8 protein-coding genes are annotated in these 13,266 nt (G+C 67.1%); 5 read left to right on the top strand and 3 right to left on the bottom strand.

All coding sequences use genetic code 11. The annotated features are described in order from the left end of the window. Positions 1-195: 195 nt before the first annotated feature. From G6O54_RS26010 to G6O54_RS26000, 3 genes are read right to left on the bottom strand one after another with little or no spacing between them, the layout of a single operon-like run. The gene (locus G6O54_RS26010) at positions 196-1,215 is read right to left on the bottom strand and encodes an NAD-dependent epimerase/dehydratase family protein (RefSeq protein ID WP_165229783.1); all 1,020 of its coding nucleotides are present in this window, start codon (positions 1,213-1,215) and stop codon (positions 196-198) included. Continuing rightward, on the bottom strand, positions 1,212-3,305 hold the full coding sequence (locus G6O54_RS26005; RefSeq protein WP_165229780.1) for an ArnT family glycosyltransferase: 2,094 nt from the start codon (positions 3,303-3,305) through the stop codon (positions 1,212-1,214). Before G6O54_RS26005 ends, G6O54_RS26010 begins: the two co-directional genes overlap by 4 nt. Positions 3,306-3,319: 14 nt before the next feature. Next, the gene (locus G6O54_RS26000; protein WP_165229778.1) at positions 3,320-4,894 is read right to left on the bottom strand and encodes a UxaA family hydrolase; all 1,575 of its coding nucleotides are present in this window, start codon (positions 4,892-4,894) and stop codon (positions 3,320-3,322) included. A gap of 446 nt (positions 4,895-5,340) precedes the next feature. Here G6O54_RS26000 and G6O54_RS25995 point away from each other — a divergent pair, with 446 nt between their 5' ends. The 5 genes from G6O54_RS25995 to G6O54_RS25975 all read left to right on the top strand — a co-directional run bounded on the left by G6O54_RS25995 (position 5,341) and on the right by G6O54_RS25975 (position 13,262). Continuing rightward, positions 5,341-7,092 (top strand): GspE/PulE family protein, encoded by a 1,752-nt coding sequence (locus G6O54_RS25995; RefSeq protein WP_165229775.1) that lies wholly within the window; start codon positions 5,341-5,343, stop codon positions 7,090-7,092. A gap of 319 nt (positions 7,093-7,411) precedes the next feature. Beyond that, positions 7,412-8,524, top strand: a complete 1,113-nt coding sequence (locus G6O54_RS25990; protein WP_165229772.1) for a type IV pilus twitching motility protein PilT — start codon at positions 7,412-7,414, stop codon at positions 8,522-8,524. 284 nt (positions 8,525-8,808) lie between these two features. After that, positions 8,809-10,524 (top strand): GspE/PulE family protein, encoded by a 1,716-nt coding sequence (locus tag G6O54_RS25985; protein ID WP_165229769.1) that lies wholly within the window; start codon positions 8,809-8,811, stop codon positions 10,522-10,524. A 160-nt stretch (positions 10,525-10,684) separates the two neighbouring features. Further along, positions 10,685-11,929 (top strand): type II secretion system F family protein, encoded by a 1,245-nt coding sequence (locus tag G6O54_RS25980; protein ID WP_165229766.1) that lies wholly within the window; start codon positions 10,685-10,687, stop codon positions 11,927-11,929. A gap of 178 nt (positions 11,930-12,107) precedes the next feature. Further along, positions 12,108-13,262: a type II secretion system protein gene (locus G6O54_RS25975; RefSeq protein ID WP_165229763.1), complete on the top strand. Its 1,155-nt coding sequence runs from the start codon at positions 12,108-12,110 to the stop codon at positions 13,260-13,262. The last annotated feature ends 4 nt before the right edge of the window (positions 13,263-13,266 follow it).

Genomic DNA, 13,266 nt, shown 5'->3' with positions numbered 1-13,266 from the left:
CCAGTTTGGGAGGGCACGCGGTCTCATCGGCGCGTGCCGGGTTCTGATTTTCAGATCTGGCGTATGTAACAAATCAACTGGCAGAAAGCAAACCCGAACCGGGCCCCTGCTTTTTGTTTTTAGTCGTTCAATCAGGGGGCGTATCTGTCCTCCGTGAGCCGTTCGGCGCGGGGCCTGTCCGTGCATCCCGGGCCGTCAGCCCGATCGACCCTCTTTCAACCGGCGGGCAAGGTGGCCCATCCCGACCAGCCAGTTCACCGCGTCGGCCAGCGATTCCCGGATCGGCCGGGGACGAAGCCCGAGGACGGCCAGGCTCTGCGAGGGATCGAAGTGCATGATCCGTCGGGCAAGGCGGACCCCCGTGACCGACGCTCGGGGCGGGCCGCCGCCGAGGTGATCCGCCCGGAACTCGCTGAGGTGGGCGATCGCCAGCGCCGCGGCGTAGGGGACTCGCCACCGGGGCGCCGGCACGCCGCAGATCCCCGACAGGATCTCCAGCAACCCCGCGAGGGTCAGGTTCTCACCGGCGAGCAGGTGGCGGCGGCCCGGCTCTCCCCGCGCCATGGCCAGCTCGAGGCCGGCGGCCACGTCGCGAACATCGATCAAGTTCAAGGTACAATCCATGATCACCGGTAATTTTCCCCGGCAGAAGTCGAGGATCAGCCTCGACGGGGGCGAGAGCCCGCGGTCGCCCGGGCCGATCGGCATCGTCGGGTTGACGACCACCACCGGCAGCCCCCGCCGCGCCATCCCCATCGCCGCGTCCTCCGCCCGCAGCTTGGAGAGGCAGTAGGGGCCCACGGCATCACGCTCGTGGATCTGCACGTTTTCATCGATCGGGCCGGCGGAGTCGCCGCGGGTGAGGATGCTCTCCGTGCTGGTGTGGACGACCCGGCGTGCCCCCGACTCGAGCGCCAGCTCCAGGACGTTGACGGCCCCGACGTGGTTCACGGCGTCGAACTCGCCGCGGTCCCGGGCCCAGAGGTTGGGGTTGGCGGCCAGGTGGTAGACCTCCGCCGCCCCTCGCAGCGCCGGGGCGAGCGTCCTGCGGTCGCGGATGTCCGAGTAGCGGACCTCGACGCCGGCGGGGAGCTCGCCCAGGTCCGCGCCCGGCCGCTCGATCACGCGGACCTCGCGGCCCGCCTCGGCGAGCCGCCGCACCAGGTGGCTGCCGATGAACCCCGCCCCTCCGGTCACGATCGCCAGGTCGCTCATGGCACCTCGTAGAGCTCCTGCTCGGTTCCCACCGGCGCCGGCCGCCCGAGCACGCCCGCCCGGGTCCAGCCGGCGAATCGCTCCGGGGTCACGAAGTCCGTGAAGCCGTATCCCCCGGGCGCCCGGTGGCGGCGGACTTCCTTCCAGTCCACGTAGACGTGGGTGATCCCCCGATCCTTGAGGGCCCGCCGGAACTCCTCGTCGGTCTTGCCGGCCGCCAGGCCCTCGATCGTCTCCGGGTTGAACACCGTGTTGTAGACGACTTCGTGGTCCATGTGGAACACCGCGGCCTGGCCGACCAGGAGGATCCTGGCACCCGGCGGCAGCTCGCGGTCGATGGCCGCCAGCGGGGGATTGAGCCGCCGGGGCAGGTCGCGGCGGAGCATCGCCAGGTCGCCGGTCCACTCGTTGAGGCCCGTCAGCGCGGTCGAACAGTCCACGAAATTGCAGGCGATCGCGACCGTCAGGAGGAACCCGCGGAGGGGCCGCCAGCCCGGGGCCTCCGACCAGTCCGCCCCGATGCCGGCGAGGACGGCCAGACCCGGCAGCATCGGCAGCCAGAAGCGGTCCAGCCGATGCGTCAGCAGCCACCACGTCACGAAGAGATAGGCCGTGTAGCCGAGGATCGCCAGCACGATTCGCCGCGATCGCCGGGACGCCAGCGCCAGGGGGACGAACGCGACGTAGAGCGGAGATTGCCAGTCCGACCGGCCCGCGACGTCCACGACCGACTCGGCCAGGGCCCGGGCCTCCACCGGCCGAGGCCCGTGCGCCCGGGTCCACTGGGCCTCTCGCGACGCGTCCCAGGGATGGCCGCCGAACACATGATACCCCAGGGGATACACGGGGTTGCCGTGGTCCAGCACGTTCTTGCCCAGCCACGGGGCCATGACGATCGCCCAGCCGACGGCATAAGCGAGGATCGGCCGGGCCGTCCTCCCTCGCCAGCCATCGGCCAGCGCGAGCAGTCCGAACGGGATGACCGCCGAGATCAGGGCGGGGTACTTGCATGCCATGGCGCCCCCAGCCAGCAGGCCGATCAGCCCCCACCAGGGACCCCGGGGGAGGTCGCGATTTCCCCACGCCAGGATCGACGCGGCGATCAGCCCGGCGTGGTAGTAGCAGAGCGGCCCCTCCACGTAGGCGATCACCGCCAGCCGGTAGATCCAGGGCGTCGAGAGGTAGATGGCGGCGGAGAGCCAGGCCGCCCGCGGTCCGCCAATCCGTCCCGCCGCACCGGCGATCAGGATCGCGGCCATCGGCGCGAAGAGGGCGACCAGGAGCTGGCCCGCGAGCGCCCCCCACCACCAGTCCCCCATCACCTCCATCGCCATGACGTGGAGCATCTCGACGCCGAACGGCATGTTGGTGTAGACGTTGTGCGGCAGGTCAACGATCCGCCCGGCCAGGAAATACTCCTTCGGCCCCTGGATGTGGTATTCCAGGACGTCGAAGTCGATCGCGGGCAACATCGCGCCCAGCGCCATGACCACGACGAACGGCACGGCGATCGCCGCGCCCGGCCAGAGCCCCTGCGGCCAGGTCGATCTCACCGCGCCGGCTCGGTCCCGCCGGCGCCAGCTCACGACCAATCCCGCCAGGGCGATCGCCGCCAGGCCCGCTCGGAAGGGCCACGGCGAGAGCATGCCGGCCCGGCCGGCTGCGAGCGTGAGGACGCCGAGGCCCGCGGCCCCGACCCCGAACGAGACCGCCACCCGCTCGGCCGCGGCGAGAGGGCCCCGGATCCGGAGGCCGGCCAGGGCCAGTTCCCCCAGCCCGATCGCGGCCATCGCGATCAGCCCGGCGACCGCCGCGATCGGCAGCCGCTGCGGGAGATTCTCGAAATGGCTCAGCTCGGCGGCCGCCTGGCCCAGGAGCGACTCCGCCCAGGGCGTGTCCGGGACGACGTGCGGGAAGGCCTTGAGCAGGAGGATGCCGCGTCGGAGCGTCCCCGACTCCTTCGGGAAGTTGGGCATCGGGACGATCAGGAACCAGGCCAGCCAGGCGAGCTGGAGGACCGCGATCGCGATCAGAAGGGTCGCGGGCAGGCCGGCGGGCGACGGCGGACGGGCCGAGCCCTTCGGCGTCATGCGTGCCGGCCCGGTCACAGCGTCGGCCCGATCGTCCAGGGGGCGAACTCCTCCTCGCCCACACCGAGCCGTTCGCTCCGCGTCGGCTCGCCGCCGGCCACCTCGAGGATCCGGTCGAAGAGCCGCCGGCCGACCGCGTCCACGGGCTCGCCGTCGAGGATCGTCCCCGCGTCCATGTCCATGTCGTCGGCCATCCGCTCGTACATCGGCGTGTTCGTCGCCAGCTTGATGCAGGGTGTGGGCCGCAGCCCGAGGACGCTGCCGCGGCCGGTCGTGAAGACGAGCACGTTCGCGCCCGAGGCGACCAGCCCGGTGGTGCAGGGGGGATCGTATCCGGGCGTGTCCATGAAGACCAGCCCCGGCTTCGTCACCGGGGCCGCATAGTCGACGACGTCCACCATCGGGGTCGAGCCCGCCTTGGCGAGGGCGCCCAGGGATTTCTCGTAGATGGTGGTCAGGCCCCCGGCCTTGTTCCCGGGCGACGGGTTGTTGTCGATCGTGGCGCCGAAGACGCCGGTATACCACTCCCACCACTTGATCCGCTCGACGAGCTTCTCGCCGACCTCGCGCGAGGCCGCCCGCCGGGTAAGGAGGTGCTCGGCACCGTAGATCTCCGTCGTTTCCCCGAGGACGGCCGAGCCTCCCTGGCCCACGATCAGGTCGGCGGCCACCCCGAGCGCGGGGTTCGCCGTGACGCCCGAGTTGCCGTCCGACCCGCCGCACTCCATCGCCAGGCAGATCTTCGAGGCCGGCTGCTCGGTCCGCCGCCAGGCGTTCGCCCCCGGGAGGAGCTGGCCGACGGCGCGGACCGCGGCCTCGACCGTCCGGGTAATCCCCCCCTCCTCCTGGATGTTCAGGACGGTCGGCGGAGGGCCCTCGGCCCCGAGCATCCGCGACTCGACGCTGCCGGCGGCCGGTCGGAGCGTCAGGTGACGCGATTCGACCAGGTGCTGGGCGTAGGCGCCCTCGCAGCCGAGGCCGACGATGACGTAGGCGGCCACGTTGGGGTGGCGGGCGAATCCGGCCAGGACCCGCTCGAGGATGGCGTGATCCCCGCCCTCGAATGGGAGGCCGCAGCCCCCCTTGTGAGTGATCGCGAAGACGCCGTCCACGTTCGGGAACTCATCCTTGAGGCGGTCGTCGCGGAAGCGGTCGGCGATCAGCCGCGCGACGCTCGCCGAGCAGTTGACCGTGCTGATCACCGCGACGTAATTGCGGGTCCCGACCCGGCCGTCGGGGCGGAGGAAGCCCCGAAATGTCCGCGGCCGCTCCGGCTTCGGGACCGGAGGACGGTCGGTCGCATGGGCATAATCCCGCGCGAAGAGGTCGGCCCGCAGGTTGTGGACGTGCACCAGGCTCCCGGCCGGGATCGGACGGGACGCGAAGCCGATGATCTGACCATACTTGCGCACCGCGCGGCCCTCGGCCACGTCGCGGACCGCGATCTTGTGGCCCAGGCCGATCGGCTCCCTCGCCGTGACCGCTCCCCCGGGGAGCTCGACGGTCGCGCCGGCCGGGATCGGTCGGGCGGCGACCGCCACGTCATCCTCCGCCCGCAGCAGCACACCACGCGGAGAATCGCTCGACATCACTACCCCCTGTCACGCCGTCGAAATCGACCACTCGGCTCCAGCATAACCCGGGGAGAGTCTCCGGGTGAAGCACTCTATCCCCCGCGGCCGCTTATCGTTCGGATGGAGCACCGGGACGCGGCGGCGCGGATAGCAACTCGCGGGCCGGGAGCCGGAAATCCTCGGGAGCTAGTTGCTTGAAGATTTGGCAAGTGGTAGTTTTAAGTTTCTCGGAGAGGGGGCCGATAGGATCCGATCTTCTCCTCTACGTTGCCCCCTTGCTCCCGGTTCACTGTCACGCTTTTCATCGTGCCCCGGTATATCTCGTTACGCGCCGGTGCCGCGCCGTCCGGAAACACCGTGCTTCGCCGCGGTCGACCGCCCCGGAACGGGCTGCCGAGCCCGACGGGCGTGTCGAACTCGCCTGCTCACCGTCTGACGTTCCGTCTGGGAGCCCAATTACCATGGCCAAGAGTCGGGATTGGACCGAGATCCTGATCCGCCGCGGGATCATCGGCCCGGATCAGCTCAAGGAAGCGCAGCGATCCGGCGCCGCCGTCGAGGATGCGCTCGTGAAACTCGGTTACGCCGAGATGGACGACATCGTCAAGGCGAAGGCCGAACAGCACGGCCTCCCCTTCGTCGAGCTCCGCGAGGTCGAGATCCCCGCCTCCGTCGTCGGGCTCGTCAATGAGGCGCTGGCACGCGAGAACATCGTCATGCCCCTCGCCGAGGGGAACGGGACCATCAAGGTCATCATGCATGACCCGATGGGCTTCGAGACGATCGAGAAGCTCCGGTTCGTCCTCAATCGCGAGATCGAGGTCGCGCTGGCCCCCAAGGAGGCGATCGTCGAGGCGATCAACAAGTATTACGGCGCCTCCGGGACGGAGACGGAGTCGGTCGACTCCATGCTCCAGGAATTCACCGACACCGCCATCGACTTCGCCGAGGACGGCGGGGGGGGGACGAAGGCCGGGACCACCAATACCCTGGAGGAAGGGGACGCGCCGGTCATCAAGCTCGTCCACCTCATCATCCAGGAGGCGGTCACCAACCGCGCCTCCGACATTCACATCGAGCCGTTCGCCGACCGCGTCCGGATTCGCTACCGGATCGACGGCGTCCTCATGGAGCGCGACTCCGCCCCTCGCCGGCTCCTGGGCGCGATCGTCAGCCGCCTCAAGATCATGGGGCAGATCGACATCGCCGAGAAGCGACGGCCCCAGGACGGCCGGATCAAGATCCTGGTCGCGGGGAAGGACATCGACCTGCGTGTCAGCATCCTTCCGACCACGCATGGCCAGTCGGTCGTCATGCGGATCCTGGATCGAGAGAACATCAAGGTCGGTCTCCAGGACCTGGGATTCGCCGAGGATGACTTCGGCCGGTTCAAGGGGCTGGTGAAGCGTCCCAACGGAATCCTCCTGGTGACCGGGCCCACCGGATCCGGGAAGACGACCACCCTATACGCCGCCCTCAACGAGTTGAATCGGCCGGACGTGAAGATCATCACCGCCGAGGATCCGGTCGAGTACTACCTGCCGGGGGTGAACCAATGTGAGGTGAAGGCGAAGATCGGGATGACCTTCGCCCGGATCATCCGGGCCATGCTCCGGCAGAATCCGAACATCCTCCTTGTGGGCGAAATCCGCGATCTGGAGACGGCAGAGACCGCAATTCAGGCCAGTCTGACAGGACACCTGGTTTTCAGTACTCTGCACACGAACGATGCGCCCAGTGCTGTTACACGGCTGGTGGATATTGGTATCCAACCGTTCCTGGTGGCCAGCTCCGTGCTTGCAATCATGGCGCAACGCCTTGTCCGCAAGGTGTGTCCGAAATGCAAGGTCCGCTACGAGCCCCCCGCCCACGTCCTGGCCGGCCTGGGACTCCGCCCCGAACTGGCCAAGAAGGCCAACTTCATGAAGGGCAAGGGTTGCAACAATTGCAACAAGAAGGGCTACCGGGGCCGGATGGGGATCTACGAGCTGATGACCATGACCACCGGCATCCGCGAGCTTGCCTTCAAGGGCGAGTCCACGATGGCACTCCGTAAACTCGCTCGCAAGCAGGGGATGCGTACGCTCTTCGAGGACGGGATCATCAAGGCGATCAAGGGGCTGACCACGCTCGACGAGGTCCTCCGGATCACCAAGAACGACGTCATGAGCGACCCGGTCCCGGCGCCCAAGAAGGAAGTGAAGCCGACGTGAGGCGGATCCGTCGGACGCCGCGCGAGCGGTTTGAGTCGGGCCGCCCGCGCCACGCGGACCCTCCCTCGACCGTTCGGCCGCGTTATCGGCCGCCCCATTTTGCGTAACCAGATGTTGCAGCGAGCCGTCGGGTCCCTTGATTCTGGTCCGCGACCTCCGAAATAATGAGGAGGAGCGAGGAGAGCCGGGTCTTCTCCTAACTCCGCTCGACAATTTCGGAATTTATCGGCCACCTGGTCTTCAGGACAAAGTCAATACCCCGCGGATGAACAGGTAGATGGACCTTTTCTGAGAATCCCTGGGGAGGTGGGTGAAGACCATGGGCACACTGCTCATCGACAAATTGCTCCAGACGGTCTGCACGCAGAAGGCGAGCGACCTTCACCTAACGGTGGGTAGCCAGCCGGTGGTGCGGCTCCACGGCCACATGCGGCCGCTGGCAACCAAGGTGCTCGAGGCGCCCGACACGGTCGCCCTCATGAAGAGCATCACCCCGGAGCGGTGCCAGCAAGAGCTGCAGGAAGTCGGGGGGACGGACTTCGGCTTCGCCTTCGGCGAGATGGCCCGGTTCCGGGTGGCGGTCTTCAAGCAGCGCGGGAATGTCGGACTGGTGCTCCGGCGGATCCCGAACGAGTTCCTCACGTTCGAGCAGCTCGGCCTGCCCACGGTCATGGGCGAGCTGATCCAGCGGCCGCGAGGCCTGATCCTGGTGACCGGCCCCACGGGGTCGGGCAAGACCACCAGCCTGGCCTCGATGATCAACTGGATCAACAACAACATGGACCGGCACATCATCACGATCGAGGACCCGATCGAGTATTTCCACAAGCACCAGAAGTCGCTGGTGAACCAGCGCGAGATCGGGATCGACGTGCCCGACTTCCCCGAGGCGATCCGCCGGGCCCTGCGGATGGACCCGGACATCATCCTCGTCGGCGAGATGCGAGACCTCGCCACGATCCAGGCGGCCATCACGGCCGCCGAGACCGGGCACATCGTCTTCGGCACGCTCCACACCAACTCGGCCGAGGGGACGGTCAACCGGATCATCGACGTCTTCCCCAAGGAGCAGCAGGACCAGATCCGCACCCAGCTCTCGGTGGCGATCATCGGCGTGCTCGCCCAGGCGCTCCTGCCCCGCAAGCCCAAGGGGCTGGTCGCCGCCTACGAGATGCTCGTGGTCACCCCGGCCATCTCGAACCTGATCCGCGAGAACAAGACGTACCGCATCGACTCCTCGATCCAGACCGGCCGCAAGCACGGCATGATCCTCCTGGACGACAACCTCTTCCAGCTCTGGCGGCAGGGCCTGGTGGAGGAGGCCGAGGTCATGTACAAGGCCCGCAAGCCCAACGACCTCCGGGAGCGGATCGAGAACGCCAAGAAGGGCATCTTCGAGGACGACGAGGAGGATGGCGACGAGGAGGAATGAGCCGCCGCGGCCGTCACGAGGCCGCCCGGCTCGCGTAAACGTCCGGGAGCTTTGTAGAATCACGATTCGGTTGATCGCACGCATTCGTTGATGAGTCGTCGCCGCCCCGGTCGCCGGGGCGGCGGCCCGTCCGTTCTGTCCCTCGCGCGGCCCGTTCGGCGCCGTCGCACGCGGTTTCTTTCTTCTTCTACACTCGACAGTACGGCGGCCTATTTTAACCCGCACGGGGGTGCGTCCGGCCCTCGCGCATCGACTTCGATCCACCATCAGATTGGGACGCTGGCATGGCTCGACGACTCGGCACGATCATGGTGGACATGGGCTACCTCGACGAGGATGGCCTGTGGAAGGTCCTCGAGGAGCAGAAGCGTTCGGCCAACGAGCTCCTCGGCAAGGTCGCGGTCCGGCTCGGCCTGGTGAAGGAGGACCAGGTCCTCAAGGCGCTTGGCGAGCAGCTCGGCATGAAGGTGATGAAGCTGGCGGACACCACCATCCCGGCCGAGATGACCGAGCTGGTCAACGAGAGCATGGCCACGGCCTACAAGGTCGTGCCGGTCTCTCAGAACAAGAAGGACAAGAGCGTCACGGTGGCGATGGCGGAGCCCCAGAACCCCTCCACGATCGACAGCCTCCGGCTCTTCCTGGGGGTGGACGTGAAGGGGGCGATCGCCTCCGAGAGCGACGTGATGTCCACCATCGAGCGGCTCTACGCGGGGCATCACGAGTCGATCCAGGACGTCGTCAAGCAGATCGAGCAGGACAAGGGGCTCGCCTCGTTCGCCGGCCGGAACCAGAACACGATCGACCTCGAGGCCATCGAGGAGATGGCCGAGGCCGCGCCGGTGCGGAAGCTCCTGAACATGGTCCTCCTGCTGGCGATCAAGGACAAGGCCTCGGACATCCACTTCGAGCCGTTCGAGGAAGAGTACAAGATGCGCTACCGGGTCGACGGCATCCTCTACGAGCTGGTGCCGCCCCCGCGGCACCTGGCGCCGGCGATCTCCAGCCGCATCAAGGTCATGTCGAACCTGGACATCGCCGAGCGGCGGCTCCCCCAGGACGGCAAGATCCAGCTCGCGCTCGGCGGCAACAACGTGGACATCCGGGTCTCCACCCTGCCGACGATGTTCGGAGAGAGCGTGGTCCTGCGGATCCTCGACCGCTCGGTCGTCCAGCTCGACCTCCGCAAGCTCGGCATGCCGGAGGACACCCTGGCCACCTGGATGTCGGTGATCCACAAGCCCAACGGCATCATCCTGGTGACCGGGCCCACGTCCTCCGGCAAGACGACGACGCTCTACGCGACGCTCAACGAGCTGAACAAGATCGAGGACAAGATCATCACCACCGAGGAGCCCGTCGAGTACGAGATCGAGGGCCTGATCCAGGTGCCGATCAACCCCGAGATCGGCGTCACCTTCGCCAACTGCCTGCGGGCCATCCTGCGGCAGGATCCGGACAAGATCCTGGTCGGCGAGACCCGCGACCTGGAGACCGCGGAGATCTCCATCCAGGCGTCGCTCACCGGCCACATCGTCTTCACCACCCTGCACACCAACGACGCCCCCTCGGCCGTGACCCGGCTCCGCGACATGGGGCTCCCCACGTTCCTCATCACGGCCACGGTCGAGGCCGTGCTGGCGCAGCGGCTGGTGCGGAAGATCTGCGTCAACTGCAAGACCGAGTTCACCCCCAGCCCCGAGGTCATCATGGAGCTGGGCCTGACCCCCGAGCAGGCGGCCGCCCAGAAGTGGTTCTACGGCAAGGGCTGCGAGCGCTGCAACAACACCGGCTACAAGGGCCGCATGGGCGTCTACGAGCTCGTCGTCATGAACGACGTGCTCCGCGACATGGTCGTCTCCGAGGTCTCGCTCGACGAGTTCAAGGACGCCTGCCGCAAGTACGGCATGCGGACCCTCCGCGAGTCCGGCCTGCGGGCCATCAACGACGGGATGACCAGCATCGACGAGATCATGCGCGAGACGATGACCGAGATTTGATGCGTGCGTCGCACGCGGCGGGGAGGACGGGCGGGAATGCCCGTCCCCCGGCCAACCCGAAATTCAAGACCACACGACAGAGCAGGCCAGCGAACACGCGAGACACCCGACCCGCACCCGAGACGACACGGGCCCCGGCCCTTCCCGGAGGGAGCGCGAGATGCCGACGTACCAGTACGAGGCGATGGACCACACCGGCCGCGAGGTCAAGGACTCGATCGACGCGTCCACCCAGGAGGAGGCCGCGCAGCTCATCCGCCAGAAGGGGTTCTTCGTCACCAAGATCGCCGAGAAGGCGAAGAAGAACACCCGCAAGGCGGCGGCCAGGAAGGGGGGGCGGAAGAAGAAGAAGTCGTTCACCATCGGCCGGATCTCGACCAAGCAGCTCTGCACGTTCACCCGCCAGCTCTCGACGCTCCAGGACGCCGGCCTGCCGATCCTCCGGAGCCTGAAGATCCTCGAGGGCCAGTGCAAGCCGGGCGTGCTCAAGAACTCGCTCGGCGACGTGGTCGAGGACATCGAGAGCGGCATGACGCTCTCGGAGGCCTTCGCCAAGCACCCCAAGGCGTTCGACCGGCTCTACTGCAACATGATCAAGGCGGGCGAGGCCGGCGGCGCCCTCGAGGCGATCCTCCAGCGGCTGGCCGACTTCAAGGAGAAGGCCCAGAGCCTGAAGCGGCGGATCAAGTCGGCGATGGTCTACCCGATCGTCGTCATCTCGGTCGCGTGCATCATCGTCGGCTTCATCCTCTACTTCATCATCCCCAAGTTCGAGTCGATCTTCAAGGATTTCGGCGTGCCGCTGCCGGCCATGACCGTCTTCCTGATCGAGGCCAGCCACTTCCTGATCAAGTACTTCTACCTGGTCTTCCTGTTCCCGATCTTCGTCTGGATCTTCATCAAGCTCCTCTATCGAAATAAAACAGGAGCTTATGTCTGCGATCGAATATTATTGATGATCCCCGTCATGGGGACCATCGCCGAGAAGTCCACGGTGGCGCGGACGATGCGGACGCTGGGGACGCTGGTGCAGTCGGGCGTGCCGATCCTGGAGTCGCTGAACATCGTCCGCGACACGGCCGGCAACGCGGTCTTCGAGCGGGCGTTCACGCGGATCTACGAGAGCATCCGCGAGGGCGAGACGATCGCCCAGCCGCTCCGCGAGTCGCGGATCGTGGACGACATCGTCGTGAACATGATCGACGTCGGCGAGGAGACGGGCGAGCTCGACACCATGCTGAACAAGATCGCCGACAACTACGATGAGGAGGTCGAGACGGCGGTGGAGTCGCTGGTGAGCCTGCTGGAGCCGATCATGATCGTCGTCCTGGGCGGCATCATCGGCTTCATCGTCATCGCGCTCTTCCTGCCGCTGATCACCCTGATCACCAAGCTGTCCGGCTGATCGACGGGCCGGGCGGCCGAGAGGCCGCACGCCGCGGGGCGATTCGGGCCGAATGGCCCCGCGGCGACCCTTGAAAAAACGCGTGGCATTCGTAATTCAAAGGATGACAACTCCACCCGACGGCGGCGCGGCGGGCCGAACCAGCGCCCCGCCCCCCACTCCACGGAGACCCGACCCGATGACCCGCCCCCGCCCGATCGACGCCAGTCCCGGCCCGCGAGGCCCCCGCGGCTTCACGCTGGTGGAGCTGCTGATGGTGATGGCCGTCCTCGCCCTCCTGATCGCGCTATTGCTGCCGGCGATCAACTCGGCCATGCGTACGGCAAAGTCGGCGGCGACCGGGGCCGAGATCAACCAGCTCGCCCAGGCCCTGGCGGCCTTCAAGTCGAAGTACGGCGACTACCCACCGAGCCGGATATACCTCTCCGAGCGCGGCTACTATCCCGTGACGGACACCACCAACCTGGCCAAGGTGGCGGGCACGACCGACATGACCGGGGGCCAGCTCGCGCAGCGGTCCCTGGCCGCGATGCGGAAGTTCTTCCCGCGGGTCCAGTTCAGCACGTCCGGCACCGCGCCGGGCATCACGGCGAGCAACTTCTACGATTTCAACGGCAACGGGGTCCTCGATACCGACGGATACATCCTCTACGGACACGAGTGCCTGGTCTTCTTCCTGGGGGGGATCCCGCTGGCGACCACGTCGGGTGTGTCGGTCTCCGGCTTCGGCAAGGATCCGCAGAACCCCTTCAGCAACGCCAATCCGACGGCCGCTGGCATGTACAACGCGAATCGGACGGCGCCTCTTTTCGAGTTCTCCCCGAATCGACTCTTCCTCGACGTCAATCACACCGGTGCGCTCAATCCCGCGTATCTCGACTCCCAGGGGAATCCGGCGCCGGTGGCACCCGCGTCGGCCCCCATCAATTTCTACGTCTACTTCTCTTCGTACGGCAACAACGGGTACGACCCGAATGACGTGAACTTGGCGGAGACGGCGCCGGCCGGGGACGGGCCCATCGCCCTGGGCTTCCGGGTGGGATTCCCGCTCTACAACAATGCAACCTCCTGCATCTCCCCGGCTCCCAATCCCTACACATCGACCTCTTCATACCCAGCGTCCGGCGCCATCAGCTTCATCAATGCCCAGTCGTTCCAGATCATCTCATCGGGAGTCGACGGCCAGTATGGAGTCGGCGGCCAATACAGCGCCGAGAGCAATTCCCAGGTCCTCCCGTTCGATGCCACGCGCATCGCCGGAACGACCGACACCAGCGTCCGATCGCTGGAGAAAGACAACATCACCAACTTCCACAACGGACGCCTCGATTGATCGA

The sequence above is a fragment of the Aquisphaera insulae genome (assembly GCF_011064615.1).
Taxonomy (GTDB): domain Bacteria; phylum Planctomycetota; class Planctomycetia; order Isosphaerales; family Isosphaeraceae; genus Aquisphaera; species Aquisphaera insulae.
Note: the sequence above shows the minus strand (reverse complement) of the source record. Positions and strands in the feature narration are given on the sequence as shown.